Origin of the sequence: Hoeflea sp. EC-HK425 (assembly GCF_902498795.1) — a bacterium.
Taxonomy (GTDB): domain Bacteria; phylum Pseudomonadota; class Alphaproteobacteria; order Rhizobiales; family Rhizobiaceae; genus Hoeflea; species Hoeflea alexandrii.
This window is the reverse complement of sequence record NZ_LR701572.1, coordinates 2,843,167-2,870,144: the sequence shown is the minus strand read 5'-3', so window position 1 is coordinate 2,870,144 and position 26,978 is coordinate 2,843,167. Positions and strand designations below refer to the sequence as shown.

The following is a 26,978-nucleotide window of genomic DNA, read 5'->3' as shown; positions in this document are numbered from 1 at the left end:
CAGTATGAAATCAAAGCGACTGTCCGAGACGGGATCCTGTGCATGACAATGAAGACCGAGTACCGCGCTGGCGTGACAATAGGCGCACTCATTGCCGCAAGCCTTGCGTTGTCTGGCTGCATGGGTCCGACCTATGGCACCGACAAGACATCCACCGCGCAGTTGATTGACGATCTCGGCAACATCGTGACGATCGGCTCCACCCGCAAGGGCGCCGATATCGAGTACAAGCCGCGTCCAGCCATCGTGAAACCGACGGAGACCGCCGGCCTTCCGGCACCGCAGGAGAACGTGACCGAGAACAACCCGGCATGGGTGGAGTCACCGGAAGAAACCCGCGCGCGGCTTCTGGCCGAGGCTGACGCAAATTCAGGCAACTCCGCTTTCAGCTCTCCGCTCGCAAAGCCCGAGATCACAAAGCGCACCACTTCTCTTGGCTCACCGCGTGCCGCAGAAGCCGCACCACCTGTGACCGGTGCGGCTCAGCGCCAGGCCTTTCAGCAAGCGCGCAAGGTTCAGTCAGGCGCCTATTCCGATCGGCGCCGGTTCCTGTCTGATCCACCGCTGGCATACCGCCAGCCCGCCGCGACCGCCCCAGTGGGTGAACTTGGCGAATCGGAGCGGGAAAAAGAGAAGCGCTGGAAGGAAGAGGCCGCGAAGGAAGGCACCGGCAGGCGCAAGTGGTGGCCCTGGTAAGGGAAGACTTCTTTCCCTGTGTCAGCGCTTTTCCCTGAAGAACCCCTTGAGCAGATCCATCGCGTCGGCTGATGCAATGTCCGGGTAGATCTCCGGTGCGTGATGGCATGTCGGCTGGTTGAAGAATCGCACGCCGCTCGTCACTGCGCCGCCTTTTTCGTCTTCCGCGCCGAAATAGAGACGTCTCAGCCTGGCAAACGAGATCGCGGCGGCGCACATGGTGCAGGGTTCGAGCGTGACGTAGAGATCCGCATCGGTCAACCGCTCGCTGCCGAGCTTTTCGGCGGCCTGCCGGATAGCCAAAATCTCTGCATGCGCGGTCACGTCGTTGAATTCCCGGGTTCGGTTGCCTGCGCGCGCCAGCACCAGGCCGTCGCGAACGATTACAGCGCCCACCGGCACTTCGCCGCGAGTGGCGGCAGCGCGGGCTTCCTCAAGCGCCAGGTCCATGTATCCATTGCTGATCATCAAATGTCCCGCGGTCGAAAGACCATGCATGAAACCTCTTAACCCGGCCCGTCCAACCTGATAGACAGCGATTTAAGCGGCCATACCCCATGACAACAGAACCGATCTGTCGAACGACGTATCGCCAAACCAAACATGTTACAGTGCCCGTGCGATCCTGAAGGAACGTGGGAACGCGCTGTAGAGGCAGGCAAACTACAAATGACAGAACAAGACAAGCCCAAACACGGCAAACAACAGCCCGCCAACAAGTCGCCGGACACGGCGGACAGCGCCACCGAAAGCGGCCGTATCGCCAAGATCCTGGCGCGCGTGGGCGTCGCGTCCCGCCGGGATGTCGAGCGGATGGTTGCCGAGGGCCGCATCAAGGTCAATGGCAAGACCCTGGAAAGCCCGGCAGTTGTTGTCTCCCTCTCGGATCGCATCGAGGTTGACGGTGAGGAAATCGCCGGCATCGAGCGGACCCGGCTGTGGGTCTATCACAAGCCCGCGGGCCTGGTGACCACCAACAAGGATCCCGAAGGCCGCGAGACAGTGTTTGACAGGTTGCCCAGGCACCTGCCGCGTGTTCTGACTGTCGGTCGGCTTGATATCAATACCGAGGGACTGTTGCTTCTGACCAATGATGGCGGCCTGGCAAGGACGCTGGAACTGCCGCAGACCGGCTGGCTCCGTCGCTATCGTGTCCGCGCCTATGGTGACATCGATCAGGCAAGGCTCAATGAACTGAAGGACGGCATCGCCGTCGAGGGCGTGCTCTATGGCGCCATCGAAGCGACGCTGGACCGCAAGCAGGGCCACAATGTGTGGATCACCATGGGTCTTCGCGAGGGCAAGAACCGCGAGATCAAGAATGTGCTCGGCGCCCTCGGTCTCGACGTCAACCGCCTGATCCGGATCTCCTTCGGTCCCTTCCAGTTGGGTGATATTCGCGAAGGCGAGGTTGTCGAGATCAAGAGCAAGACGCTACGCGAACAACTCGGCGAACGCATGATCGAGGAATCGGGTGCCAATTTCGATGCGCCGCTGAGCGAGCATCTCGCCAAGCCGAAGCCAGAAGCCAAACCCAAGCCGGCCGCCAAGCCGGCTCAGCGCGAATGGATTTCAAGTTCGGAGAAAACCGAGCGCGCCCGCGCCCGTCTCGATACCAAACCGGGCCGTCCGGGACGCGATGGCAAGGGCTTTGGCAAGGATCGTGATCGTGCTCCCGACCGTGACCGCGACCGCACCGACCGCAAACCTTTCGGTGCCGCCGCTAAAGCCGACAGGCCCGGCGGCCGAAACGAGGAACCTGGTGGCAAGCCCGCCAAGCGTAGCTTTGTCCAGCGCAGCCGCGCCAGCAATGTCTGGATGGCGCCCGGCGCACGCCCGGTCAACGAAAACCGCAAGGACGATGCCGTGCCCGCAGCCGAACGGCCCGCGCGAAAGCCTGCCAAGGCGGATGACCGCGCCGATACGCGCCGCGGCAGTTTTCCCAAGGGGCGGGCAAAGCCTCGCCCTCCACGTGAGGCCGATGAGGCAAGGCCGGGAGCCGAGGCCAGAAAGCCCGGCGGCAAACCGGGCGGCAAGCCCGGCATGAAACCTGCCGGAAAACCGGGCCGTGGCAAATCGTTTGACGGACCTCCAAAGGACAGCGGCAGACCAACGGGCGGACGGCCTTCATCGGACAAGCGGAGCGGCAAGCCTGCTTCCGGAAAGGGACGGGGCCCCGGTGCGGATCGTCGGCGGTGAGTTTCGCGGCCGCGGACTGGCCGCTCCGAAGTCAAACGCCATCCGGCCGACCACCGACCGGAGCAGGGAAAGCCTTTTTAACATTCTGAGCCACGCCTATCCCGAGGCGCTGGCGGAAACGCGGGTGCTCGATCTTTTCGCCGGTACCGGAGCCGTCGGCATCGAAGCCCTGTCGCGAGGATGCCGGACCGCGCTGTTTGTCGAAAGCGGCGTCGAGGGGCGCGGCTTGATCCAGAAGAATATCGAGACCTTTGGGCTGCAGGGCCGTGCGCGCATTTTCCGCCGCGATGCCTGCAAGCTTGGTGCCGCCGGCACGATGGGTCCGTTTGATCTGGTCTTCGCAGACCCGCCCTATGGCAAGGGACTGGGAGACAGGGCGCTGGTGTCCGCTGCTCGCGGCGGCTGGCTCGCGGATGGCGCTCTCGTTGTCCTTGAAGAGGAAGCTTCAGCCGAGCCTGATCCGGGGCGTGGCTTCCAACTTCTCGACACCCGTGAATTTGGCGACACAATCATGCGCTTCTTCCGCTATGATGCTTCAGGGTTGCCTGATAACGCAGTGATGGCAGAGGGAACCACTGAAACGGGGTTCAGGAATGACTGACACAATGCATGCCGAACCTGAGACCGCGTCGCGATTTTCCGAACCTACGGTCGCCGTTGCCTTTGGCGGCGGAGGAGCGCGCGGAATAGCCCATATCCATGTCATCGAGACTCTCGATTCCATGGGTATCAGGCCGGTTGCGATTGCCGGCTCCTCGATTGGAGCCATCATGGGGGCTGCGATGGCCTCGGGCATGACCGGCGAGGAGATCCGCGCCCATACGCTCGACACCATCGGCAAGCCGGCCAGCGCGCTCAGCCGGATGTGGAAGGCAGCGAGGCCCCGGGGCGTCAAGGACGCCATGGAGGGCGGGCTCAGGCTCGGCCAGTTCAATGTCGAACGGATCCTCGAAGGATTTTTGCCCGAAAAGGTCGCGCGGCGTTTCGAAGACCTGATCATTCCGACAAAAATCATGGTCACCGATTACTATGGCCATGCCGAAGTGGCCTGTTCGGAGGGGGATCTGCGCCAGGCGATTGCCGCATCGGCAGCCATACCCGCAGTGTTCCGTCCGGTGATGCTCGACGGCACCATCATGATCGATGGCGGCATCTTCAATCCTGTGCCGTTTGACCAATTGGCCGGACTGGCCGACATCGTCATCGGCGTCGATGTCGTCGGCCTGCCGTCGGGCGTTCCCGGCCAGCCGCCGACGACCATCGACATGATGTTTGGCGCCAGCCAGCTGATGATGCAATCGATCATAGAAATGAAGCGGCGCGCCCATCCCCCGCAGATCCTGCTCCGTCCAGAGGTGCACCAGTACCGGGTGCTCGATTTCCTCAAGGCCAAGGAGATCCTTGTCGGCTCCGAGAGTGTCGCAGAGCAGCTCAAGCGCGACCTTGACGCCGCCTTTGCCTTTTTCAAGTAGCGCTACAGCGTTGACGCCTTGCCGCTGGTAAAGGCCGACTGCCCTGCGGGTGGCGTCCGTACAACGAGCTCGTCCGGCCCGCCGCCATCGCGGTCCTCGATTTTCACAATCACCCGGAAACAGACGACGATCGATGCCAGACCGAACACCACGGCTCCCAGGCCATAGCCAGCAAGGGCCCCCTGAGCGCCGTACCAGTGAGAGCCGAGCCAGACGAAGGGTATGACACCAAGCGTTGAGCGGCTCCAGTTGAACACCGTCGAGTAGAGCGCATAGCCCAGATTGTTGAAAGCCGCGTTGGCGACAAACAGCATGCCGTTGAACACGAAGCTGCCGGCCACGAACAGGCAGAAGAAGACGATGACGTCGCGCGCCTCTCCGGTCGCGCCGAAGAGATCGGCGATCTGGTTTCGAAACAGCGCCAGCACTGCCCATGTGACCAGTGTGTAGAGCGTGATGAACACCAGGCTGTCACGCATCGTCGATATCAGCCGGTCATACCGCCTGGCACCGTAGTTCTGGCCGAGGATCGGCCCCACCGCGCCGGACAGGGCGAAGAGCGCCCCGAACGCGACCGGAATCAGCCGTCCGACCACCGCCCAGCCGGCAACGGCGGCATCTCCATGTTCGGCCATGGTGGCGGTGACGAAAGTGTTCCCGACAGGCGTTGCGATCTGCGTCATCAGCGCCGGCAGTCCGATCGCCAGAAACGGCCGGAATTCGCGTCCGATGATGGTTCTCGAGGGCATGGCGACAAGGTTGTGGATCCGCAACAGCGAGTAGAGACCGATACCAACCAGTGCAAAGCGCGAGATCACCGTGGCGATCGCCGCGCCGTGGATGCCGAGGTCGAAGCCGAAGATGAAAATCGGATCCAGCACCGCAGTCAGCGCCCCGGCGCCCAGCGTCACATACATTGCCCGCTTGGCATCGCCCACGGCACGCAGCAGGGCTGACAGGCACATGCCTGTTCCCAGAACCGGCAGCGACGGCAGCACGATCTGCATGAACTCCGTTGCAAGGTCTGCAGTCTGCCCCCGGGCGCCCATCATCAGCACCATGTCTCCCAGGAACGGATAGGCGAGCGCCACCGTACTGGTCATGATGATGATCATGTAGAAGAGTGAAGCGCCGGCGATCTCGCGCGCCTCGCTGCGGTTTCCCCGCCCCAGTGCGCGTGCGGTCAGCGCCGTTGCGGCAATCGACAGGCCAATGGCGATTGAGGTCGAAAAGAACAAAAGCGTGCCGGCATAACCGATCGCCGCTGCGAGTTCCTGTTGCCCCAAAAGCGAGATGTAGAACAGGTTGAGGGCGTCGACGATGAACACCGCAACAAGCCCGATCGAGCCGGTTGCCGTCATCACCACAACGTGCCGCATGGTCGAACCGGTGACGAATTTCGCCGGCTCGCTTTGCCGGGCAGACGGCGGCGCGGCCGCCGGTCTCTGTTCGCTCACGAGGCGAAGACCTGGCCGAGATCGGTAAAGCCCTTGAATTCGAGCGCATTGCCGGAAGGATCGCGCAGAAACAGCGTCGCCTGTTCGCCCGGCTGACCTTCAAAGCGAAGCGTCGGCTTCATGATCCAGTCAATTCCGTCTGCTGCCTCAAGCCTGGCCGCGAGTTCCTTCCACTGCTCCATTTGCAGCACGGCACCGAAATGGGGGATCGGCACCGAGTGCCCGTCAACCGCGCCCGAAGCGGCGCCGGTACCGGCATCCGGCCTGACATGCCCGGACATTTGATGGCCGAACAGGTCGAAATCGATCCAGCTGTCGGTGTAACGCCCCATCGGGCAGCCGAGCAGTTCGCCGTAGAAGCGGCGTGTCTCGTCAATATCTCTGATCGGGAAGGCGAGGTGAAATGGCGTCATGATGTTTTTCCTTCAACCTGTCACGCGGGATCAGACAGGGTGATATCGTCTTTCAGCGGTTTGTCCAGACGTTCGGATTCGCGCTTGGGTTTGACCAACGGTTCCGGCGTGACAGGCCTGGTGTGCAGCTTCTCGCGTCCGGCGAGAAGCCCCTCAACCGCCTGGATTGCCAGCCGCTCCTCGTCGCGGTGGCGCACATCCTCGCTGATGGCCGCCGCCTGATCTTCCGACGTGCCCAGCGCCTCGAGTGTTTTGCGGCCGAACAGCATCCCGGATTCAAACGTTTCCCGCGCCTCGTAATCCACGCCGCGGGCGCGCAGCGACAAGGTGTGGGTCCGGTCATACGCCCTGGCGAAGATGCGTGCGGTCGGAAAATCGGCCTGGATCAGGTCGACGATCCTGTCGGTGATCTCCTGCTTGTGCGTGCAGACCGCAACGATCTTGGCCCGCTCGATGCCAGCCGCCACCAGCACTTCCTTGCGGGTCCCATCTCCGAAATAGATCTTGAAGCCGAATTTCGAGGCGGATCTGATCCTGTCGGCGGACTGGTCGATGATGGTTACATCCGAGCCGCCTGCGAGCAGGATCTGCGAGGCGATCTGGCCAAAGCGCGAAAAGCCGACCATCAGCACATCGGAACCGGCGCCGGCGAAATCCTCGTCCATCTGCTCGTCGGCCGCCTCCCGCATCAGCCGGTTGGCCACAAACGCGGCCAGCGGCGTCAGGGCCATGGAAATGGTGACGATCGCCACCAGCAGAGACGCGGTCGCCTGGGCGAATACGCCTGCAGCCGCCGCCGCACTGAAAATCACGAAGCCGAATTCGCCGCCCTGCGGCAGAAGTCCCGCGATCTGCACACTGTTGTTGTGTGTTGACCCAAAAGCCCGGCAGGCGCCGTAGATGACCAGTGCCTTGATGATCATCAGCACCGGCACGGCAATGAGAATGACGACGATGTTGTCGGCGATCACACTAAGATCGAGCGACAGGCCGACCGCCATGAAGAATAGACCCAGCAGGATGCCGCGGAATGGCTCGATGTCGGCTTCGAGTTCGTGCCTGTAGGAGGATTCGGCCAGCATCACGCCTGCGATAAAGGCACCCAGCGCCATCGACAGGCCGGCAAACTGCATCAAGGTGCCTGACGCCAGAACCACGAAAAGGGCTGCCGCGATCATTGCTTCCTTGGCACCGGTTCCGGCAATGACTTGAAACAGCGGATTGAGAAGGTACCGGCCGGCAACCAGCAATGCCAGGATGGCTCCGACCGTAATGGCGATATCGGTGACAATCGAGCCGCCGCCGTCGCCAGTAGCGGGCGCGACAAGCGGAACGAGAGCCAGGATCGGCACGATTGCGATGTCCTGGAACAGCAGGATCGAGAAGGATTGCTGCCCGTAGCGCGTGTTCAGATCGCCGCGTTCGTTGAGGATCTGGACGCCGAACGCCGTCGACGAGAGCGCCAGTCCGAAACCGATAACGATCGCCGCTGTCCAGGGCTGACCGGCAAGCGACCATGCGACACCTATGATTGCCAGTGCTGATACCATGACCTGCACCAGCCCGAGCCCGAAGATGTCGCGCCGCAATTGCCAAAGCCGCGACGGCTTGAGCTCAAGCCCGATAATGAACAAAAGCAGCACCACGCCCAGTTCGGCGAAATGCAGGATTTCCTCGCCGTCGGTGATGATCCGGAGCAGGGGGCCGATGACAATGCCGGCGGCAAGATAGCCAAGAACCGTTCCGAGCCCGATTTTCTTGAACAGCGGCGCCGCCACGACCGCTCCGCACAACAGCACAAGGCCTTCGGTGTAAAGGGTGCCATCGACTGCAGCCATTCATTGCGCTCCTTTGACGTTAAACCGCCGGCTTGAGCCATGACGGGCTTGATGCTTGACCGTGGCGACAATACATGAGAGCCAAGCGAAAGGCCAAAAAACATGAGTGATACACAACAATCTAAAGGCTTGCTGGCGACGGCTGAGCGTCTCATCGGGCGAGCCCGGGCAGCTGGTGCCGACCAGGCAGATGCGCTGGTGGTTCGCAGCCGTTCACGCTCGGCTTCCGTGCGCAATGGCGAGGTGGAAAACACCCAGTCCGCCGAATCAGATGATTTCAGCCTCAGGGTTTTTGTCGGCCAGAAGGTCGCGACGGTCCACGCAGGCCAGGGAGCCGATGAAACCGCACTTGCCGAGCGCGCGGTGGCAATGGCACGGGTTTCTCCCGAAGATCCGCATGCCTGCCTCGCCGACGTAGAGATGCTGGCCAAATCCTGGCCCGACCTTGAACTGTACGACTCCACTGAACCGTCCGCGGAAAGCCTGATCGAGGCTGCGACTGCCGCTGAAACGGCTGCGCTGTCGGTACCGGGTGTTTCAAGCTCGGTCGGTGCAGGCGCGGGAACAGGTCTGTTCGGCATGGTGCTGGCGACCTCGCACGGCTTCTCCGGTACCTACGAAAGGTCCGGTTTCTCCCGCTCGGTCAGCGTCATTGCCGGCGAGGGTGTCAAGATGGAGCGCGATTACGACTTTGACAGCCGCGTGTTCTTCGCCGATCTCGATGAAGCCGAGGCAATCGGCCTCCGCGCCGGGGAGCGTGCCGCCGCGCGTGTGAACCCGCGCAAGGTCAAGACCGGTTCCAACGTCACTGTGGTGTTTGACCCGCGGGCCGCCCGTGGACTGATCGGGCACATGGTTTCCGCCATCAACGGCGCGTCGGTCGCCCGCAAGACCAGTTTTCTCAAGGACATGATGGGCAAGAAGGTGGCGATCGACGGTCTCACGCTGATTGACGACCCCTTTGTCCGGCGTGGCTCTGGTTCACGGCCGTTTGACGGCGAGGGCGTCTCTGTCGGTCCACTGACCATGGTTGAAGATGGTATCCTGCAACAATGGTACCTTACCACCGGGGTGGCACGGGAACTGGGTCTCACGTCTAACGGCCGCGCCGGTCGCGGCGGCGGCGTTTCGCCGTCTTCCACCAATGTGATCGTCGCTCCGGGTCAGCAATCGCCTGAGGATCTGATCGCCTCGGTCGGCACCGGCTTCTATGTCACCGAGCTTATCGGGCAGGGGGTCAATCCGGTGACCGGCGAATACAGCCGCGGCGCTTCAGGGTTCTGGATCGAAAACGGCAAGCTGAGCTTTGCCGTGTCCGAAGTGACCATCGCTTCCAACCTCAAGGACATGTTCAAGCGCATGACGCTTGCCAATGACATCGACGCCAAGTTCTCGATTGCGGCTCCCACGATAGCTGTCGAAGGTATGACCCTTGCAGGCGAGTAATGGGGTCTGAGGCGACACTTTTTTCCGATGATCTGGCGCTGATGCTTGAGGCGTCGCGCTTGGCGGCGGACATTGCCATGTCGCATTTCCGTCAGGACCCGGAAGTCTGGTACAAGAATGGCGGCCGTTCTCCGGTGAGCGAGGCCGATATCGCGATCGATGAACTCTTGAAGAAGCTTCTGCTTGCCGCCCGTCCCGATTACGGCTGGCTTTCGGAGGAGGCAGAGGACAGCGAACACCGTCTTGCCTACAAACGGGTGTTCATCGTTGACCCGATTGACGGCACGCGCGCCTATGTCGCCGGCCGACCCGATTGGTGCGTGAGTGTTGGCCTGGTGGAAGACGGAAGGCCGGTGGCAGGCGTTCTGGCAGCGCCGGCGCGGGGCGAAATCTGGCAGGCCCAGGCTGGGGGCGGCGCTTTCCTGAACGATGTCCGTCTTCCTGCAGGCATGTCGCTGTCTGGTGAAGCGCGATTGCGTGTGGCGATCCCCGACATGGTTGCCAAAAAGATGCTGCCCAAGGCCGAAAACGGTCTCGACAAGGTGGCCGGCGGACCTTCTCTTGCCTTGCGGGTTGCCGCCGTGGCGCGAGGCGAGCTCGACGCGGTTTTCGTCCGTCCCCACGCCAGCGAGTGGGACCTGGCCGCGGCCGATACGCTGCTTGCCGAAACCGGGCACGTTCTGGTCGATCAGGCAGGTGGCCGCATGCACTACAATCGGCCGGATCCATCGCGCGGGCTTCTGCTCGCCGCCTCCAGCGGGCATGTGCCGCAGTTGCTGGCGCTGCTGCAGACTGCCGACGGGCATTGACCTTTTAATCGAATTGCCGCAAACCGCGCTCTGATAGGTAAGTCCGTTTAATCTTGGAGTGATCCCATGGCGGAAGGCAACAACAAACAGCTTTTGCACCTTGTATTCGGCGGCGAGCTTGAGAGCTTGGAGTCAATGAATTTCCGCGACCTCGATGCGCTGGATATTGTCGGCATCTATCCCAATTACGCATCGGCCCATGAGGTTTGGAAATCCAAGGCGCAGATGACGGTGGACAACGCCCACATGCGTTATTTCATCGTGCACATGCACCGCATGCTCGATCCCAACAGCGAAAGCAAAACCGCCTCCTGAGGCGCAGGCGAAAGACGAGATGATCAAACCGGACGCCGACACCGCGCCGAAGCCGAGGCTTGGCGAGACGTTCAACAGGCGGCGTCTGGGCAAGAAGCTGTTGCGATCGGAACTGGTGCAGAGCGCAGGGTCCGCGCTGATCGGCTGGACCCTGTCCGCGATCTGGCGGTCGAACCGGGACAATGGCACATCGACCGATTGGGAAACCCTGTTGCAGGGTGAATGGCCGGCGATCTTTGCGCTCTGGCACGGCCAGCATTTGCTGGTTCCCTATGCAAGCCCTTCTGACAGAAGGTTTACTTCGCTGGTCTCGCGCAGCGCTGATGCTGAAATCAATGCCCGCGTGCTCGCCCGCGCCGGCATCGATGTGATCCGCGGATCGGGCGGACGTGAATCTTCGCGCACCGATACAGGCAAGGGCGGCGTCAAGGCGCTGCTGTCGATGCGAAAAGCGCTTCGGGATGGGGTCAACGTTGTCATGATCGCCGATATCTCCAAGGGCCAGCCGCGTCAGGCCGGCGAGGGGGTTGTCACCTTGGCGAAGATTTCAGGCCGTCCCATCGTTCCTGTCGCGCTGGCGACCAGTCGCCGCAAGGTGCTTGAGAAGACCTGGGACAAGACAACCATCAATCTTCCGTTCGGAACTCGCAGCGTCAGGCTCGCACCGCCGATCTATGTCGAGCCAGGGGCCGATGAGCAGCAATTGGCAGTTGCCCGCAAAAGGGTGACCGCGGAACTCAACAGGGTCACGGACGAGGCGATGCGGGCCGTCGGGGAGAGCACATGAGCCGTGGTTGGGCACGAGCGGCGCTCGTCGGATATCGATGGTTCGGTGCGGGAATCTACCCGCTGCTGGGACCGTATCTCGCCATTCGCGCCGCCAAGGGCAAGGAAGAGCGATCCCGGCGCAACGAGCGTTACGGCCGGTCGCGGATTCCCCGTCCGGACGGGCCGCTGGTCTGGTTTCACGCCGCGAGCGTCGGTGAAACGACCGCTGTTGTGCCTTTGATCAATGAAGTGCGCCGCCGCAACATTGCGGTGGTCCTGACCACCGGCACCGTGACCTCGGCAGGCGTGGCCCGTGAACGTCTCGGCGACACGGTCATCCACCAGTACGTGCCGCTTGATCTCAAGCCCGCCGTCTCCCGGTTTCTCGATCACTGGAAGCCCGATCTGGCAATCATCGCCGAATCCGAAATCTGGCCGATGACCATTCTCGAGCTCGGCGCCCGGCGGACACCGCAGGTGCTCGTCAATGGCCGGCTTTCCGACCGCTCGTTCGCGCGTTGGAGTAAACGCCCGAGCCTCGCCGACGCGCTGTTTGAAAACCTGTCCCATGTGGTTGCCCAGTCCGATCTCGATGCCGAACGCTTTCTCGCTCTCGGCGCCCGTCCCGTCTCGGTTTCCGGCAATCTCAAGGTCGATACCACGGCGCCGCCCTGGGATGCTGAAGAGCTTGCCAGGCTCAAGGAGCAGATCGGCAGTCGCAACACCTGGGCGGCCATCTCCACCTTTGAGGGCGAGGATGAGATAGCGGCGGCCGTGCACCGCGCGCTCTATCAGCGCCACAAGCAGCTGACCATTCTGGTTCCACGCCATCCCGACCGCGCGGATGCGATCGAGACCATGCTGGATCAGCGTGGCCTGAAAGTCGCCCGCAGGTCCCGGGGCGATCAGATTGACCCGTCGACGGATGTCTATCTTGGCGATACGATCGGCGAGATGGGGCTCTATCTCAACCTCACCGAAATCGCCTTTGTCGGCAAATCCCTGAAGGGTGGCGGCGGACAGAACCCGCTCGAACCGGCGATGCTCGGCTGCGCGGTTCTGTCCGGCAGCAATGTCGAGAATTTCCGCGAAAGCTACGCACGTCTGCTCAAGAACGGCGGCGCGCGTTATGTGCGTGATGGCGAGATGCTGGCCAAGGCCGTGCATTTCCTGTTGTCCAATCCTCAGGCACGGCAGGCCATGGCTGAAGGCGGCCAGAAGACATTGCAGGATATGCGCGGCGCATTGAAGGCCACCATTCGCGCGCTTGAGCCCTACATCAATCCCCTGACCGTCAAGGCCCGGCTTCTGCCGCGCGAGAACGAGAGTTCGGAGAGCCGCGGAGGCGGGCAATGGTAAGCGAAGCGCCACCCTTCTGGTGGCAGCCGCATGGCATCCAGTCCGCCTTGCTGTCACCTTTCGGCTGGGTCTACGGCCGGGTGGCCCGCCGTATCCTCGATCGCAGGGTGCGCAAGGCCGTCGATGTGCCTGTCATCTGCGTTGGCAATTTCACGGTCGGCGGTTCCGGTAAGACCCCCACAGCGCTGGCGCTCGCTGATGCCGCGCTCGCGCGCGGCCTCAAGCCGGGCTTTCTCTCCCGGGGATATGGGGGCAGTGTCCATCATGCGGCCCTCGTGGATCTTGCCCGGGACACCGCCCGGCTTGTCGGTGACGAACCGATGCTGCTGGCCGCAAAAGGACCGACCGTGGTTTCGCCCAACCGGGTGGAAGGCGCCGAAATGCTGGTCAGCGAGGGCGTCGATCTGATCATCATGGATGATGGTTTCCAGAGCGCCCGGCTTGTTTTCGATCAGGCGCTTCTGGTGGTCGATGCCCGCCGCGGTGTTGGCAATGGCTGCGTTTTTCCCGCCGGACCGGTGCGGGCACCGGTGATCGATCAGGTGCGTCATGCCGACGCTCTGATCGTGGTCGGTGAGGGCGACGGCGCCGATCCGATGATCCGGCTTGCAGCCCGCGCCGCAAAGCCGATCCACCTGGCCCGGTTTCAGCCGCGCAATGCTGCGCAGTTTCTTGGAAGAAATTGCCTCGCATTCGCCGCGATCGGCGATCCGGAGAAATTCTTCAGGACGCTTGAGGAAGCCCATATCCGTCTTGCTCGCTGCCAGGGCTTTCCTGATCACCACCCGTTCACCGATGACGAGATCAAGGATCTGCTCACCGAGGCCGAACTCTACGGTCTCGACCTGATCACCACCGCAAAGGACCATGTCCGGCTGCGGGCGGGCCACGGACGGGCACAGGAGTTGCTCGAAAAGACCTCCGTTCTGGAAATCGATCTTGCCTTTGACAGTCCCGATGTGCCGGCCGTGGTCGTCGAAGCGGCGCTCAGTGCTTTCCAGAGGCGCCGGAACGGGGCCTGAGTGCTGCCGCGCTATTTCGTGGGCAGCAGACCGGCGCGCTGCTCTGCAGCGATCGAGGCATGAACATCGACATAGGCCTCCTGCCGCGCCACGCTCCAGTATTTCAGTTCTTCGACCGGGATGATATCGCCGGTCACCGCGCAGACCACATGGTTGCCCGGCATAATGATCTGAAAATCACCGTCGAGATAGCGTATTTTGGCCGGCCGTTCGCCGGGGCCTTCAAAACGATTCATGGCAAATGCTCCGGTTTCGGTGTTGCTGTTCTATGCCGTCTCGGCACCAAATAGCAAGATTTGGCGCCAGAACCGCGCATCGACGCACGATCAGCGGCGCGAGAACAGTTTCTCGATATCAGTGAGTTTCAGCTCGATATAGGTCGGTCGGCCGTGATTGCACTGCCCCGAACCTGGTGTCCGCTCCATCTCGCGCAAGAGGGAATTCATTTCTTCTGTCACCAGCCTGCGTCCGGACCTCACGGATCCATGGCAGGCCATCGTCGAAGCCACCGCTTCCAGCCGGTCCCTGAGTGCTGACGAGCTGTCCCATTCCGCTATTTCGTCGGCCAGGTCCCTGATCAGGCCGCCAATGTCGGTTTCACCGAGCATGGACGGGGTTTCTCTGACCGCGATTGCGCCCGGGCCGAACCGCTCGAGCACCAGCCCGAGTTCGGCGAGATCCTCGGCGCGCTCCGCCAGCCTGTCGCAATCATCCTCCGGCAGGTCGATGATCTCGGGCAGCAACAGGATCTGCGAGGCGACCTTGCCTGCTCTCAGTGCTGTCTTGAACCGCTCGAACACCAGCCGTTCATGGGCCGCGTGCTGATCGACGATCACCAGTCCGTCGCGGGTCTGCGCCACGATGTAGTTTTCGTGGATCTGCGTCCGTGCTGCGCCAAGCGGGCGCTCGACAATGGACGGGTCGGCTTCGGCCTGCTCCATCCGCGCCGAAGGCAGAACTGTCTCGGTAATTTCGGATTGGCCGGTTTCGGCAAAACCGTTCGCCAAACCGGCGAGCGGTCGCGAGGGAGATGCTCCCATCTGCCAGCCGCCATGAGCGACCGCGCCGGTGGGACGGAAGTGAGTGGCGCCGGCTTGGGACACTGCGCTCGCGAACTGCGGCGACCGGAACGCCTCCGCCAGCCCGGTGCTGGCCGATGGTGAGGCGCGGTCTCCTTCCGCAAGCAGCGCCTGCCGGATGGCGCCGACGATCAGCCCGCGCACAAGCCCCGGATCTCGAAACCGGACGTCTGACTTGGCCGGGTGCACATTGACATCCACCAGCGCCGGATCGAGCGTTATCCAGAGCACGGCCACGGGGTAGCGCCCGCGCGGCAAGGTGTCTGAGTAGGCGGCTCGGATTGCAGAGAGGATCTGCTTGTCCTGCACGGGCCGGCCGTTGACGAAGGCGTATTGCGAAAGCGAGTTTGCCTTGTTCCAGGTCGGCAGCCCGATATGGCCGGCAAGGCCGACATCCTCCCGGGCCGCGTCCACGGCGATGGTGTTGGCGGCGAATTCCTCTCCCAACACCTGGGCGATGCGCGCCAGCCTGTCCTCGTCGGTTGATGGCAGGTCGAGGGTCGACCGGTCCGGTCCCGACAGGGTGAAGCGGACCGAAGGAAAGGCTATGGCGATGCGGCGAACGGTTTCGGTGATCGCGGCGGTTTCCGCGCGATCGGACTTGAGGAATTTCAACCGTGCCGGGGTTGCGAAGAACAAATCCCGGACTTCCACCGTTGTTCCCTGGTTGGCCGCCGCCGGTTTGAGCGGTGCAGGAATTCCTCCGGCCAGCGTGACCTCGTTAGCGTGGGGCGCGTCCTGCGGGCGGGACCTGATGGTCAGCCGCGCCACCGAGCCGATCGAGGGCAGGGCCTCGCCGCGAAACCCAAGCGTGCTGATGTCATCAAGCCGCTGATCGATCTTTGACGTGCAGTGTCGGCGGATGGCCAGCGTCAGGTCTTCGGCGTCCATCCCCCGGCCGTCATCGATGACCCGGATCAGGGCCTTTCCGCCGGCCGCAGTCGCAATCTCGATCCTGCGCGCGCCGGCGTCGATCGCATTCTCGACCAGTTCCTTCACGACGCTCGCAGGCCGCTCGATGACTTCACCGGCGGCGATCTGGTTGATCAGGGTTTCTGGCAGTTGGTGGACGCGCATGGTGCCATGTTGAGGGATTCGGTGTTGAGCGCAATGTTTGCCGGGCAATTCAAGCAGGAAAATGTCGGCCGGTCGCTGTCATGTTGGCTCCCGAACCTGCTTGGTCTTGCCGAGACCGCCGATCGCCTCGCCAATCGTGGTTAATCGAGGCTTAACCCTCGCATGGCATATTTACGATACATGTCGCACCTGTCCCCTGTCCCCTGTCACTGGAGCAAGTGCTTGAGAAAAAAACTGCCACGAAATGTGGCCTCCAAGTGGTGCCTGTCGAGAGTGTGGGTATCGGATTGAAGTAGAATGGCGTTGAACGACACCGAAAATCCACGCCGTTGGGGCGAAATCAAGAATATCGAATGTCTGGCTTCAGCACTGGACATCGGCATCATGGTCTACGACCGTGACGATCGGTTGATCGCGGCAAGTTCTCAGTTTTTGCGTTTCTTCGATGTGCCCCGCGAGTTGCTGAAACCCGGTGCGCGATTGCGCGATCTCTTCAACGCCACCTATGATGCCGGCGCCCGCGTGCTTGGTTCCCTGGACGGCAAACCGCGCTATGTCTCGCGCGAGGACTGGGTCGCCGAGCGGATCGCCATCCACTGGCGGGAGCGTTACGAAAGTGTCGAGAGGCTGGCTGACGGCCGCTGGGTGCGATTGTGCAAGCGGCGTATGCCCGACGGAATTCTGCTTGCCACCATTCAGGACGTCACCGACCAGAAGCGCAAGGATGAGGAAATGGCCGAGGTCTTGAAGAAGGCCGAACTCGTCCAGCTCATTCTCGACAATCTGGCCACACCGGTGGTGGTCAAGGATTCCGAGCTTTGCTACATCATGGTCAACGACGCCTTCTGCCGGATTGCAGGGCTGCATCGCAAGCAGATTCTCGGAAAGAAGGCGGTCGATCTCGTCAATCCGGAACTCGCCGCGCGGTTCGAGGCGGTGGAAAAAAAGGTGCTTGAAACCGGCGTTGCCTATGAAACACCCGAGGACATTTTCAGTTGTGACGGAACCGTCATACCCGTTGTTACCCGCATTCGACGCTCTGGAGCTTCGGGAAATCGCTACGTAACAATCTCGTTCGACGACGTCAGCGCTGTGACTGTTGGGAACAAGGTCGAGGCGGACTATCGCAGCGGCCCGAAGCCCGCAGCCGTCACTGGACCCTCGACGCCGTTCGAAATGGATGCCCAGGAGCCGCCAGCACCACAGGCATGCAAGGGGCGCATTCTGGTGGTCGATGAAGACCGGCAGCGCTCGGAAGCTCAGGTGGCTGCGCTTAAACGCGGAGGCTTCGATGCGGTCGCTACAGCAGGCGTCGGGGAAACATTCGCCTTCCTGGAGGCGGCGCGGGAGATGAAGCTCGCAATCAGCGAAGTCAGGATTTCCGCCAGGCTATCGCAGATGATTTCCATGGATGCCGCCCGGAGCCACCCCGTCCTTGAGCAGGCCTTGCGTGCAGCATTGCCCGCACCAACTTCGGTCAGGAACGCGCCGGAAAAAACCGCTGATGCTCCGTTGCCATCCCTGGTCGCTGCATCACGGAATTCCGAAGAAGCGGTTGTTGCATCCGCCCGGACTACAGTCTTGCCTCCCCGGAAACTGGCGTCTCAGGAACGGGCATCGTCACCGGTCCGTGGCCGTATCCGGGTGCTGGTCGCCGAAGACAATGACGTGAACCAGATCGTCTTTGAACAGATCCTCGAAGCCATGGATGTGGATTTCCGCATCGTCGCCAACGGGCAAGAGGCCGTTGCTGCCTGGACCGCCGCAGCACCGGACCTAATCCTTATGGATGTTTCCATGCCCGTCATGAACGGTCTGCAGGCTACCCAGGCAATACGCGACGCGGAAGCAAAGGCCGGCAACAAGCCGCACCCAGTGCCCGTGATTGCTGTCACAGCCCATGCCATGACCGGTGATCGCGAACGCTGCCTCGCTGCCGGAATGAACGATTACCTCTCCAAGCCAGTCAGTCCCGAAAAGCTGGAGGCGATCATCGCAAAATGGGTCAATGGTCCACAGCTGCTGAAGGCCGCTGGCTGAACCTCCATCCTGCTGAAAATCCGGAGTATTTTCTAGTCGGTCCCGTTATAGGACAATCTTAAGACATCTGCCGCATTTTGTTTCTGGAAGTTACATTCATTTTTGCGGACCAGTTTTTGTTAATGGCGCCTGAAGACACAAACAGCGACGCTTTGTCACCCAATCCCAACACCGTGTCCTACACCGACCCGTTGACGGGACTGGGCAATCGGCGCCGGTTGATGGACAAGATCCGCAAGCTGGCGTCCGAACGTGCGGATGATCCTGCGCCCTTCACCATCGGTATCGCCAATATCGACGGCTTCAAGCCGATCAACGATCTCTTCGGTCACGCCGCCGGCGATGAAATCCTGTGCCAGGTGGCACACCGGTTGCGCGCTTGCCTGCCTGACGGCGGCTTTGTCGCCCGGATTGAAAGCGACGAGTTTGCCTTCATCCTGCCGCTGGTCTTCGAGAAGAAGGGTGCGGAAAAGATTGGCCGGATGTTCAAGGATGTCCTGTCGGCGCCCTACGACCTTGGCGACCGCAACGTCCGCCTGTCGGCCTCCTTCGGCTTTGCCGTCTATCCATTCGCAGGCGAGCAGTTTGCCGAATTGCTCAAGAGCGCCGACACCGCACTCTACCGGTCGAAGCGACGGGGCCGCGGCCAGATAACGGTCTACTCGGAGGAAATCGCCGAGGAAATGCGCCGCGGCACACAAATCGAGCAGGCGCTGCGCAGGGCCATCATCGCTGATGAGGTGGCTGTACATTTCCAGCCGATCGTCGATCTTTCCGACGGATCCATCCAGGGGTTCGAAGCGCTTGCACGCTGGACCGACAAGGAACTCGGTTTCATCTCGCCGGGCCTTTTCATTCCGCTCGCCGAAGAACGCGGCTTTATCGATTCTCTCACTGAAACACTGCTCAAGAAGGCCGCTGAAACAGCCAGGCACTGGCCGGCAGGGGTCTTCCTGTCCTTCAACCTGTCTTCTGCCCAACTGATTGACCCGGCCACGGCCTTCAACGTGCTGGCGGTTATAAACAGGGTCGGACTCGACCCACGCCGTCTGGAACTCGAGATCACCGAGACCGCGATGATGAGCGATCCCGAGGTCGCCGCCAAGGTCGTTACCGAACTGCAAAGCGTCGGCATCCGTGTGTCTCTCGACGACTTCGGAACGGGACAGTCGAGCCTCGGCCGTCTGCGCGACTTTGCCTTCAACAAGGTCAAGATCGACCGCAGCTTCGTCAGCGAAATCACCGTGGACAAATCCGCCGAACATATCGTGCGGGCCATTCTCGCAATGTGTGAAGGCCTCAACCTCAAGGTGATCGCCGAGGGAATCGAGACCGAGGAACAGGCGCTGAAGCTTCAGGAACTCGGCTGCAAATCGGGGCAGGGCTGGTTCTATGGCAAGGCAGTCGACGCTGCGACAACCTTTGCCTTGATCGAAGCCGAGGAATTTGCCCGAGCCGGCGCCGCACGCCAGAACCTGGTCATTCGCTGACCTCGCGCCCCTCGTCTGCAAGCCAGTCCAGAACCAGTTTTGATTGTGATGAGAGCGGCCGTCCTTTTGGCCAGATCACATGGAACGCGGCCCCGGTAACCAGCCGGTGATCCGTTACCTTGCGCAGCAGGCCTGAAGCGACCAGCCGTTCGGTAAGATGCTGCCAGCCCAGCGCCACGCCCTGACCTTCCATCACCGCCTGGATCACCAGGACATAGTCGTTGATGGCCAGTCCCCGGTTTGCAGTCACTCCATTGATGCCCGCACTCGTCAACCACTGCCGCCAGTCGCAGGCGCTGCGAAACGGTTCCTCAAGATGTATCAGCCTGTGCTGGGTCAGATGGGCGACAGATTCCGGCATGCCGTGCTTGTCGAGGTAGGCGGAACTTGCCACCGCCCAGATCACTTCAGGCGCGATCAGCGCACTCTCGTAATCCGGCCAGTCTTCAGGCCGCCCGCCGCGCACGCCCAGTTCGATGTTCTCGTTGCGGATATCGATATCGCGATCGGCGGTCTGGATGCGCAGATCGATGTCGGGCAGGTCGTCCCGCAACCGGTGCAGCCGTGGCAGCATCCAGAGCGAGGCAAATGCGGTCGACGCGGCCAGCGTCACCGTGTTGGCCCGGCCGCGCGCTCGCATGTCCTCGGCCGATCTGCGAATATGGCTCAAGCCGAGACTGACGTCGGCATGAAAGCGTCGGCCCGCCTCTGTCAACGTCACGGCCCGGTGCGCCCTGTGAAACAGCGTGGTTCCGAGCTGGCTTTCGAGCGACCGGATCGCGTAGCTGACCGCAGCCTGGGTCATGCCCAGTTCCTGCGCCGCCCTGGTGAAGCTGAGCTGCCGCCCGGCCGCTTCAAAGACAATGAGATTGCCCGCCGAGGGCAATAGATGCCGAAGGTTGTCCATAAGCTCACCTTATCCAACACACATGAATTTTCCAGCATTACATTGCTTGGCAATGATCCTAGACTTGCCGTGCGGAGGGTTGAGCATGGATACTGCAGATATCGCGGAACCGAGGGGGTCAAGAGGGCAGCGGCGGGAGCGGGCCGGCGGACGCGACGGCCGCAGGGCTGGACAGAGCGCGCAGCCTCTGCACCATAAGGCACCCTATATCATCCGCAATATTCCCACCTACGACATCATGGGTGAGGAAAGCCTTCTCCGGATCGAGGATACCGCAGACCGGATCCTTGCCGAGATCGGCATCGAGTTCCGCGATGATCCTGTCGCGCTTGAGCACTGGAAATCGGCCGGTGCCCATGTCGATGGGCTGTTGGTGAAATTCGAGCCGGGCATGCTGCGCGAGATCCTCAAATCAGCACCGGCGAGCTTCACACAACATGCGCGCAATCCCGCCAACAATGTCGAGATCGGCGGCAAAAGCGTGGTCTTCGCTCCGGCCTACGGTTCGCCCTTCGTGATGGATCTGGACAAGGGCCGCCGCTACGGCACGATCGAGGATTTCCGCAACTTCATAAAGCTGGCGCAATCAAGCCCCTGTCTGCATCATTCCGGCGGCACGATCTGCGAGCCGGTGGATGTGCCGGTCAACAAGCGCCATCTCGACATGGTCTATGCCCATCTGAAGTATTCCGACCGCTGTTTCATGGGATCGGTCACCGCCGAAAACCGGGCCGAGGAATCGATCGAGATGGCGCGGATCGTGTTCGGCCGTGATTTTGCCGACCGCAACTGCGTCATCCTGGGCAACGTCAACGTCAACTCGCCGCTGGTCTGGGACGGAACCATGACCCACGCGCTCAGGGCCTATGCCCGCGCCAACCAGGCCGCCGTCATCGTGCCGTTCATTCTGGGCGGAGCTATGGGGCCGGTCACCAATGCCGGCGCGATCGCCCAGTCGCTGGCCGAAACCATGGCTGGCTGCGCGCTGACCCAGCTCGAGCGCAAGGGCGCGCCGGTGATCTTCGGCAACTTCCTCTCGTCCATGTCGCTGCGTTCGGGTTCGCCCACCTTCGGAACGCCCGAACCCGCCATCGGTTCGATGGTGATCGGGCAACTGGCCCGGCGGCTGAACCTGCCCCTGCGCTGCGCCGGCAATTTCTCCAATTCCAAGCTGCCCGATGCGCAGGCCATGAACGAGGGCACCATGTCGATGCTTTCGGCGGTGCATTGCGGGGCAAATTTCATCCTGCATTCCGCCGGTTTTCTCGACGGGCTCTTGTCGATGTCCTACGAGAAATTCGTCATGGATGCCGATTTCTGTGGTGCGCTGCATTCCTATCTGGCCGGCGTGGTGGTCGACGACAACACGTTGGCGCTCGATGCCTTCCGCGAAGTCGGGGTCGGCAAGCATTTCCTCGGTTGCGCCCACACAATGGAAAACTACCAGACCGCCTTCTGGGACTCGGCGATCGCCGACAATGAACCATTCGAGAAATGGGACATCGCCGGACGCACCGACGCTGCAAGCCGTGCCAACAAGCGCTGGAAGCAGACGCTGGCCGACTATGAGGCGCCGCCCATGGACGAAGCGACAGACCAGGCGCTTTTGGAGTATATGGAGCGCACCAAGGCCGCTCAGGCCGACGCCTGGTACTGACAAGAAAGGGGGATCCATGGCAACCCTGAACGACCCGCTGCTGCAACCCTATCAGCTCAAGCACCTGACGCTGAAGAACCGGATTATGACCACCAGTCACGAACCGGCCTATCCGGAAGACGGCATGCCGAAGGACCGCTACCGCGCCTATCATGTCGAACGCGCCAGGGCTGGTATAGCCATGACCATGACGGCAGGCTCGGCGGCGGTCTCGAAAGACAGTCCGCCGGTGTTCAACAATGTGCTCGCCTACAAGGATGAAGTCGTCGGCTGGATGAGAAAGCTCACCGACGAGTGCCACGAGCATGGCTGCGCGGTGATGATCCAGCTGACCCATCTCGGCCGCCGCACTCACTGGAACAAGGGCGACTGGCTGCCGGCACTGTCGACCAGCCACCAGCGCGAACCGGCGCATCGGGCGTTTCCCAAGAAGATGGAAGACTGGGACATCGCGCGCGTCATCACCGACTATGCCGACGCGGCCGAGCGCATGGCCGCGGCCGGGCTCGATGGCATCGAGCTCGAATGCTATGGCCACCTGATGGACCAGTTCATGTCGCCGCTTACCAATGAGCTCGACGGACCCTATGGCGGCAGCCTTGAAAACCGCGCCCGCTTCGCGCTCGATGTTGTGGCTGCGATCAGGGCAAGGGTTGGAGACAAGCTGCTCGTCGGCATCCGTTACACCGCCGACGAGACGGCCAAAGGCGGGATCGACGAGGAAGAGGGCGTCGCCATCGGCCACATGTTCAAGGCGTCAGGCCAGGTCGATTTCCTCAATGTTATCCGCGGCCAGATCCACACCGATCCGGCGATGACCGATGTGATTCCTGTGCAGGGCATGCGCTCGGCCCCGCATCTCGATTTCGCCGGCCGCATTCGCGCCGAGGTCGGGCTGCCGACCTTCCACGCAGCCCGGATTCCCGATGTGGCCACCGCGCGCCATGCGATCGCAAGCGGCAAGCTCGACATGATCGGCATGACCCGGGCGCATATGGCCGATCCGCATCTGGTCAGGAAGATCATGGAAGGCCGCGAGGACGACATAAGGCCCTGCGTCGGCGCCACCTATTGCCTCGACCGCATTTATCAGGCGGGAGATGCGCTTTGCATCCACAATCCCGCCACTGGTCGCGAGCTGACCATGCCCCACACAATCCCGCGCGCCGAGACTTCGAAGCGCGTCGTGATCGTTGGGGCAGGGCCTGCAGGCCTTGAGGCGGCCCGTGTCGCAGCCGAGCGCGGGCATAAGGTCACGGTGTTCGAGGCGCAGCCCGATGCGGGAGGGCAGATCCGGCTCACCGCCCAGAACCAGCGCCGCAAGGAGATGATCGGCATCATCGAATGGCGCATGGCGCAATGCGCCGCCCGCGATGTCGAGTTCCGTTTCAACACCTGGGCAGAAGCCGAAGACGTGATCGCCGAGAATCCGGACGTGGTGATCATCGCCACCGGCGGTCTGCCGCACACGGAAGTTCTGGAAGCGGGCAACGATCTGGTGGTCTCCAGCTGGGACCTGATCTCGGGCGATGTCAAACCGGGAAAACAGGTGCTGATCTATGACGACGCCGGTGACCATTCAGGGCTGCAGGCGGCTGAAGTGGCAGCTCAGGCCGGCGCCTCGGTCGAGATCATGACCCCCGACCGCAGCTTCGCGCCCGACGTGATGGCGATGAACCTGGTCCCCTATATGCGCTCGTTGCAGGACAAGGAGGTGACCTTCACCGTCACCTACCGTCTGACCTCCGTGGAGCGCGACGGCAACCGGCTCAAGGCCACCATCGGCAGCGATTACATGCCGCTCGCCAAGACCCGCAATTTCGATCAGATCGTCATCAATCACGGCACGCTGCCGCTCGATGAGCTCTATTTCGAGCTCAAGCCGCACTCGAGCAATCTCGGCCAGGTCGACTACGACGCCTTCATTGCAGGCAAACCGCAGACACTGAATGGTGGCCCCTCGGATGGTCCGGGCTTCCAGCTGTTCCGCATCGGCGACGCGATCGCAGCTCGCAACACCCATGCTGCCATCTATGACGCGCTGAGGCTGGTGAAGGAGATCTAGGCTAGTGTCAGGGCCTCCTGTGGATCAGTACCCGGCGTCTGATAGCTGCGTGACAGCGACGCCCGAGGGCTCGAGCCTGCGACTGCCTAGCAAAGGCTCCCGGCTCCAGCCTAAATCGGTAAGGTCGAATGGTGTCGCGCCATAGTTGAACGCGAAGACATGATGGCCGTGCCGCCGCAGCCGAACCTCGTCAGGCAGCTCCCGTACGGAGAGGCCTGCATTGGCGGACAGCCCTTGAAGGATTTCCAACAGCAAGTCAGCATCCGGCCAGCCGCCAAGATAGTGGCAATTTCCCTTGGCCACGAGTGCCGGAACCCCATCCTTGGCGGACAGGATAGTTTCGGTCTCAGCATTCACCTCGAGGTACTCACGCCAGAACTGGAAGGTTCCGCCGCCCTGTATGGGAACCGGCGTATCCGCCCGCAATGTCTCGATCCGGGCGACCCGTACCCCGAGTAGATCATCGGGCAATGCCGGTGGCAGGCCTTGGGGAATGGCAAAATCCGCCGTCTTCGAGCCGGACCGGGGACCGATCAGCACATGTCCGTCATGCGCCTTGATCGCTTCGAGCAGGGCCGGCGACCAGGTGAACAGGCCGGGGATCACGACAAGCCTGTAGCCTTCTAGACTCGGCGTATCGCCTGGCACGAAGTCGACCGAAAGACCAAGCCGCCGCAGGCTGCGGTAGAAGTCGAACACCAGCCGGAAATAGTCGAACTCACGGCCCTGCGGCTGGATCTCCCAGGCCCAGGCGGAGGGATAGTCGAAGACGATCGCCACATCGGCAAGCCCGGCCTTGTCGTCAAGCTCGCCCTCAAGTTCGCCAAGTTCCTTCGCCACCTGCGCCGCCTCGAAATAACCCTCGGCCTCGATCGAGTCCGGCCGCAGCAGGCCCGCATGCATCTGCTCCTGCGCGAAGGGCGCCTGGCGCCAGCGAAAATAGCTCACCGTTTCGGCGCCGTGGGCAAAGGCCTCCCAGCTCCACAGCCGCACCATGCCGTCGCGCGGTGCGGGATTGTGAGGCGCCCAGTTGACCGGTCCGGGCTGCTGTTCCATCACCCACCAGCGTCCCTTCGAGGTGGCGCGGTAGAGATCGTGGTGGAAGGCCTGGAAATCCGGGTCGCCGGCGCGGGCGAACTGACGCTTCCAGTCATCATTCTGGTCGGAACGGTCTTCGAGAAACCCGAGCGGATAGGAATCCCAGCTTGAAATATCGAGGTCAGCGCCAACAGCAAAATGATCGAAGGCCAGCGTTCGGCCCATGAAGTTGTGGATCACGTCCCGGCCCGGCGAATGCGCCCGGATGATATCGGCCTGCGCCTTGTTGAAGCGCACCACCATGTCCGAGGCGTAGCGGCGGAAGTCCATCACATGCGCCGGATTGGCTTCGGTCACCGTCAGGTTCGGCAGTTCGACCTCGCCGAAATCGGCCACCTCCATCGACCAGAACACCGTACCCCAGGCACGGTTGAGCGCATCGGGAGACTGGTATTTTCGTTGCAGCCATGCCTGGAAACCGGCGCGCGCCGCAGCAGAATAGGACAGCGTGGTGTTGTGGCAGTCATATTCATTGTCGGTCTGCCAGGCGGCAATGCCGGGATGCTCCCCAAAGGCCCTGGCGAGTGCAAGCGTAATGCGCTTGCATTCTTCCAGATAGCCGTCATGGGAAAAATCATAGTGACGGCGCGAGCCGAACCCGCGCACCGAACCATCCGCGCCGACCGGCAGCATGTCCGGCATCTCGTCCACCAGCCATTTTGGCGGCGTGGCGGTCGGCGTCCCCAGGATCACTTTGAGAGCCGCGCCATGCAAGGTGTCGATGGCGCGGCGCAGCCAGTCGAAATCGTAAGCGCCGCGCCTGGGTTCAAGCCGCGACCAGGCGAACTCGCCGATGCGGACATGGGTGAGGCCGAGCCTGGCCATCCGCGCGGCGTCGTCCGCCCATTGGGTTTCCGGCCAGTGTTCCGGGTAATAGCAGACACCGAGCGTACGGTTCATATGGGCAGGCTCCGCGTGAGGTCAGAGAATATAGTCGGGCTCGAACCGGCCCTTGACCGGATGATCGAGCAGGAATGTCGAACCGGCCTCGGGATCAGCGGCAAGAGCTTCGTCCGACAGGCCTTCGCGCGCCGATGTCACCAGCAACCGATCAGCATCGGGACCGACAAAGGCCGGGCAGCTCGACTGGCTGGCAGGCACCTTGAGCGAGAGGATCCGCTCGCCATCCGCGGAGTATCCATCGATGCATCCGGCGCCCCAGCGGGCGTTCCAGATCATCCCGTCACGGTCGCACACCGCGCCATCGATCCCCCCGTCGCCGCCGCGGTGATCGAAGAAGATCTCGGGTGAACCGGTGGGAAGGGCGGTTGCCGGGTCAATGGCCACGCGCATCAGCTTGCCGGACATCGTGTCGGTGAAATAGGCGATCGCGCCGTCGGGGGAGAAGCAGATCGCGTTGGGGATGGTGATGTCGGGAAACAGCGTTGTCACCTTGCCGCGCGCCACATGGTAGATCGCGCCGGCGTGTTTTTCGGCGTTCTTGCCCATGGTGCCGAACCACAGGGCGCCGCAGGGATGCACCCTTCCGTCATTCGACCGTGTTATCACGTTGTCCGCCTCGATCAGCGTGATCAGTTCCAGTTCGCCCGTCGCGACATGGCGCAGGTGCAGGCCGGTCTCGGTTGCAAGCACCTGTCGGTCATCATCAATCCGGGCCAGGACGCTGCCCATCACCGGCAGGTCGTGGACTTGGAGGGCATCGGAGGCGAGCCTGTATTCAAACAGCTTCCGCCCAAGGATATCGAACCACCAGGCCGTGCCGGTATGGGGGTCATAGGTGGGGCCTTCACCCAGCATGCAGGCGGGCGCA

22 protein-coding genes and 1 pseudogene are annotated in these 26,978 nt (G+C 62.1%); 14 read left to right on the top strand and 9 right to left on the bottom strand.

Features of this window, described 5'->3' with window-relative positions; translation table 11 throughout:
- The first annotated feature begins 42 nt into the window (after positions 1-42).
- On the top strand, positions 43-696 hold the full coding sequence (locus SPHINGO391_RS16600) for a hypothetical protein (RefSeq protein WP_193217326.1): 654 nt from the start codon (positions 43-45) through the stop codon (positions 694-696).
- 21 nt (positions 697-717) lie between these two features.
- On the opposite strand, the gene SPHINGO391_RS16595 is transcribed toward SPHINGO391_RS16600, so the two are convergent.
- Complete coding sequence (locus tag SPHINGO391_RS16595) at positions 718-1,164, bottom strand: nucleoside deaminase (RefSeq protein WP_152009872.1); 447 nt, start codon at positions 1,162-1,164, stop codon at positions 718-720.
- A gap of 201 nt (positions 1,165-1,365) precedes the next feature.
- On the opposite strand from SPHINGO391_RS16595, the gene SPHINGO391_RS16590 reads away from it, so the two are divergent.
- The 3 genes and pseudogenes from SPHINGO391_RS16590 (at position 1,366) to SPHINGO391_RS16580 (ending at position 4,367) form a co-directional block, all read left to right on the top strand.
- A complete protein-coding gene (locus SPHINGO391_RS16590; RefSeq protein ID WP_152009871.1) occupies positions 1,366-2,895 on the top strand; it encodes a pseudouridine synthase in 1,530 nt (509 codons plus the stop codon).
- Positions 2,876-3,427: pseudogene (rsmD, locus tag SPHINGO391_RS16585) on the top strand (16S rRNA (guanine(966)-N(2))-methyltransferase RsmD); the annotation flags it as partial. The gene SPHINGO391_RS16590 and the pseudogene rsmD, both read left to right, overlap by 20 nt.
- 61 nt (positions 3,428-3,488) lie before the next feature.
- Positions 3,489-4,367, top strand: coding sequence for a patatin-like phospholipase family protein (locus SPHINGO391_RS16580; RefSeq protein WP_152009869.1), 879 nt, complete (start codon positions 3,489-3,491; stop codon positions 4,365-4,367).
- A gap of 2 nt (positions 4,368-4,369) precedes the next feature.
- On the opposite strand, the gene SPHINGO391_RS16575 is transcribed toward SPHINGO391_RS16580, so the two are convergent.
- Genes SPHINGO391_RS16575 through SPHINGO391_RS16565 form a run of 3 tightly spaced genes read right to left on the bottom strand, consistent with a single transcriptional unit; the run spans position 4,370 to position 8,075 of the window.
- Positions 4,370-5,824, bottom strand: coding sequence for an MATE family efflux transporter (locus tag SPHINGO391_RS16575; RefSeq protein ID WP_343200313.1), 1,455 nt, complete (start codon positions 5,822-5,824; stop codon positions 4,370-4,372).
- Positions 5,821-6,237 (bottom strand): VOC family protein, encoded by a 417-nt coding sequence (locus tag SPHINGO391_RS16570; RefSeq protein ID WP_193217325.1) that lies wholly within the window; start codon positions 6,235-6,237, stop codon positions 5,821-5,823. Before SPHINGO391_RS16570 ends, SPHINGO391_RS16575 begins: the two co-directional genes overlap by 4 nt.
- A gap of 20 nt (positions 6,238-6,257) precedes the next feature.
- The gene (locus SPHINGO391_RS16565) at positions 6,258-8,075 is read right to left on the bottom strand and encodes a monovalent cation:proton antiporter-2 (CPA2) family protein (RefSeq protein ID WP_152009867.1); all 1,818 of its coding nucleotides are present in this window, start codon (positions 8,073-8,075) and stop codon (positions 6,258-6,260) included.
- A 102-nt stretch (positions 8,076-8,177) separates the two neighbouring features.
- Between SPHINGO391_RS16565 and SPHINGO391_RS16560 the strand changes: the two genes are divergently transcribed.
- The 6 genes from SPHINGO391_RS16560 (at position 8,178) to lpxK (ending at position 13,794) form a co-directional block, all read left to right on the top strand.
- Positions 8,178-9,521, top strand: coding sequence for a TldD/PmbA family protein (locus tag SPHINGO391_RS16560; protein ID WP_152009866.1), 1,344 nt, complete (start codon positions 8,178-8,180; stop codon positions 9,519-9,521).
- Positions 9,521-10,330, top strand: a complete 810-nt coding sequence (locus SPHINGO391_RS16555) for a 3'(2'),5'-bisphosphate nucleotidase CysQ (protein ID WP_152009865.1) — start codon at positions 9,521-9,523, stop codon at positions 10,328-10,330. The genes SPHINGO391_RS16560 and SPHINGO391_RS16555 overlap by 1 nt, the downstream gene beginning before the upstream one ends.
- Positions 10,331-10,396: 66 nt before the next feature.
- The gene (locus SPHINGO391_RS16550) at positions 10,397-10,645 is read left to right on the top strand and encodes a DUF4170 domain-containing protein (RefSeq protein ID WP_152009864.1); all 249 of its coding nucleotides are present in this window, start codon (positions 10,397-10,399) and stop codon (positions 10,643-10,645) included.
- Positions 10,646-10,664: 19 nt separating this feature from the next.
- A complete protein-coding gene (locus SPHINGO391_RS16545) occupies positions 10,665-11,432 on the top strand; it encodes a lysophospholipid acyltransferase family protein (protein ID WP_152009863.1) in 768 nt (255 codons plus the stop codon).
- Positions 11,429-12,772, top strand: a complete 1,344-nt coding sequence (gene waaA, locus SPHINGO391_RS16540; RefSeq protein ID WP_152009862.1) for a lipid IV(A) 3-deoxy-D-manno-octulosonic acid transferase — start codon at positions 11,429-11,431, stop codon at positions 12,770-12,772. The genes SPHINGO391_RS16545 and waaA overlap by 4 nt, the downstream gene beginning before the upstream one ends.
- Complete coding sequence (lpxK, locus tag SPHINGO391_RS16535; protein WP_152009861.1) at positions 12,766-13,794, top strand: tetraacyldisaccharide 4'-kinase; 1,029 nt, start codon at positions 12,766-12,768, stop codon at positions 13,792-13,794. The genes waaA and lpxK overlap by 7 nt, the downstream gene beginning before the upstream one ends.
- Before the next feature lie 11 nt (positions 13,795-13,805).
- Here the strand turns inward: lpxK and SPHINGO391_RS16530 are convergent, their stop codons facing one another.
- The gene (locus tag SPHINGO391_RS16530; RefSeq protein WP_152009860.1) at positions 13,806-14,030 is read right to left on the bottom strand and encodes a DUF2093 domain-containing protein; all 225 of its coding nucleotides are present in this window, start codon (positions 14,028-14,030) and stop codon (positions 13,806-13,808) included.
- Positions 14,031-14,120: 90 nt separating this feature from the next.
- Complete coding sequence (gene mutL, locus SPHINGO391_RS16525) at positions 14,121-15,950, bottom strand: DNA mismatch repair endonuclease MutL (protein WP_152009859.1); 1,830 nt, start codon at positions 15,948-15,950, stop codon at positions 14,121-14,123.
- A 297-nt stretch (positions 15,951-16,247) separates the two neighbouring features.
- Here mutL and SPHINGO391_RS16520 point away from each other — a divergent pair, with 297 nt between their 5' ends.
- Together SPHINGO391_RS16520 and SPHINGO391_RS16515 are read left to right on the top strand one after the other, a co-directional pair.
- Positions 16,248-17,990, top strand: coding sequence for a response regulator (locus SPHINGO391_RS16520; protein ID WP_152009858.1), 1,743 nt, complete (start codon positions 16,248-16,250; stop codon positions 17,988-17,990).
- A gap of 122 nt (positions 17,991-18,112) precedes the next feature.
- On the top strand, positions 18,113-19,480 hold the full coding sequence (locus SPHINGO391_RS16515) for an EAL domain-containing protein (RefSeq protein ID WP_152009857.1): 1,368 nt from the start codon (positions 18,113-18,115) through the stop codon (positions 19,478-19,480).
- On the opposite strand, the gene SPHINGO391_RS16510 is transcribed toward SPHINGO391_RS16515, so the two are convergent.
- The gene (locus tag SPHINGO391_RS16510) at positions 19,470-20,387 is read right to left on the bottom strand and encodes a LysR substrate-binding domain-containing protein (protein WP_152009856.1); all 918 of its coding nucleotides are present in this window, start codon (positions 20,385-20,387) and stop codon (positions 19,470-19,472) included. The genes SPHINGO391_RS16515 and SPHINGO391_RS16510 overlap by 11 nt on opposite strands.
- An 85-nt stretch (positions 20,388-20,472) precedes the next feature.
- Here SPHINGO391_RS16510 and SPHINGO391_RS16505 point away from each other — a divergent pair, with 85 nt between their 5' ends.
- Together SPHINGO391_RS16505 and SPHINGO391_RS16500 are read left to right on the top strand one after the other, a co-directional pair.
- Positions 20,473-22,044, top strand: a complete 1,572-nt coding sequence (locus SPHINGO391_RS16505) for a trimethylamine methyltransferase family protein (RefSeq protein WP_152009855.1) — start codon at positions 20,473-20,475, stop codon at positions 22,042-22,044.
- Between the two features lie 16 nt (positions 22,045-22,060).
- Entirely contained in the window at positions 22,061-24,109 is a 2,049-nt protein-coding gene (locus SPHINGO391_RS16500) for an NADH:flavin oxidoreductase (protein ID WP_152009854.1), read from the top strand.
- Between the two features lie 24 nt (positions 24,110-24,133).
- Here SPHINGO391_RS16500 and SPHINGO391_RS16495 read toward each other — a convergent pair whose 3' ends face one another.
- Entirely contained in the window at positions 24,134-26,107 is a 1,974-nt protein-coding gene (locus tag SPHINGO391_RS16495; RefSeq protein ID WP_152009853.1) for a beta-galactosidase, read from the bottom strand.
- A gap of 21 nt (positions 26,108-26,128) precedes the next feature.
- A complete protein-coding gene (locus SPHINGO391_RS16490; RefSeq protein ID WP_152011601.1) occupies positions 26,129-26,965 on the bottom strand; it encodes an SMP-30/gluconolactonase/LRE family protein in 837 nt (278 codons plus the stop codon).
- Positions 26,966-26,978 lie beyond the last annotated feature (13 nt).

What these genes read in the sequence shown, in the direction of transcription:
- SPHINGO391_RS16495 (WP_152009853.1), bottom strand. Translation starts at nt 26,107, where the DNA reads ATGAACCGTACGCTCGGTGTCTGCTATTACCCGGAACACTGGCCGGAA.
- SPHINGO391_RS16570 (WP_193217325.1), bottom strand. Translation starts at nt 6,237, where the DNA reads ATGACGCCATTTCACCTCGCCTTCCCGATCAGAGATATTGACGAGACA.
- SPHINGO391_RS16590 (WP_152009871.1), top strand. Translation starts at nt 1,366, where the DNA reads ATGACAGAACAAGACAAGCCCAAACACGGCAAACAACAGCCCGCCAAC.
- SPHINGO391_RS16505 (WP_152009855.1), top strand. Translation starts at nt 20,473, where the DNA reads ATGGATACTGCAGATATCGCGGAACCGAGGGGGTCAAGAGGGCAGCGG.
- SPHINGO391_RS16490 (WP_152011601.1), bottom strand. Translation starts at nt 26,965, where the DNA reads ATGCTGGGTGAAGGCCCCACCTATGACCCCCATACCGGCACGGCCTGG.
- SPHINGO391_RS16510 (WP_152009856.1), bottom strand. Translation starts at nt 20,387, where the DNA reads ATGGACAACCTTCGGCATCTATTGCCCTCGGCGGGCAATCTCATTGTC.
- SPHINGO391_RS16550 (WP_152009864.1), top strand. Translation starts at nt 10,397, where the DNA reads ATGGCGGAAGGCAACAACAAACAGCTTTTGCACCTTGTATTCGGCGGC.
- SPHINGO391_RS16555 (WP_152009865.1), top strand. Translation starts at nt 9,521, where the DNA reads ATGGGGTCTGAGGCGACACTTTTTTCCGATGATCTGGCGCTGATGCTT.
- SPHINGO391_RS16580 (WP_152009869.1), top strand. Translation starts at nt 3,489, where the DNA reads ATGACTGACACAATGCATGCCGAACCTGAGACCGCGTCGCGATTTTCC.
- SPHINGO391_RS16530 (WP_152009860.1), bottom strand. Translation starts at nt 14,030, where the DNA reads ATGAATCGTTTTGAAGGCCCCGGCGAACGGCCGGCCAAAATACGCTAT.
- lpxK (WP_152009861.1), top strand. Translation starts at nt 12,766, where the DNA reads ATGGTAAGCGAAGCGCCACCCTTCTGGTGGCAGCCGCATGGCATCCAG.
- SPHINGO391_RS16545 (WP_152009863.1), top strand. Translation starts at nt 10,665, where the DNA reads ATGATCAAACCGGACGCCGACACCGCGCCGAAGCCGAGGCTTGGCGAG.
- waaA (WP_152009862.1), top strand. Translation starts at nt 11,429, where the DNA reads ATGAGCCGTGGTTGGGCACGAGCGGCGCTCGTCGGATATCGATGGTTC.
- mutL (WP_152009859.1), bottom strand. Translation starts at nt 15,950, where the DNA reads ATGCGCGTCCACCAACTGCCAGAAACCCTGATCAACCAGATCGCCGCC.
- SPHINGO391_RS16520 (WP_152009858.1), top strand. Translation starts at nt 16,248, where the DNA reads ATGGCGTTGAACGACACCGAAAATCCACGCCGTTGGGGCGAAATCAAG.
- SPHINGO391_RS16500 (WP_152009854.1), top strand. Translation starts at nt 22,061, where the DNA reads ATGGCAACCCTGAACGACCCGCTGCTGCAACCCTATCAGCTCAAGCAC.
- SPHINGO391_RS16515 (WP_152009857.1), top strand. Translation starts at nt 18,113, where the DNA reads ATGGCGCCTGAAGACACAAACAGCGACGCTTTGTCACCCAATCCCAAC.
- SPHINGO391_RS16595 (WP_152009872.1), bottom strand. Translation starts at nt 1,164, where the DNA reads ATGATCAGCAATGGATACATGGACCTGGCGCTTGAGGAAGCCCGCGCT.
- SPHINGO391_RS16560 (WP_152009866.1), top strand. Translation starts at nt 8,178, where the DNA reads ATGAGTGATACACAACAATCTAAAGGCTTGCTGGCGACGGCTGAGCGT.
- SPHINGO391_RS16565 (WP_152009867.1), bottom strand. Translation starts at nt 8,075, where the DNA reads ATGGCTGCAGTCGATGGCACCCTTTACACCGAAGGCCTTGTGCTGTTG.
- SPHINGO391_RS16600 (WP_193217326.1), top strand. Translation starts at nt 43, where the DNA reads ATGACAATGAAGACCGAGTACCGCGCTGGCGTGACAATAGGCGCACTC.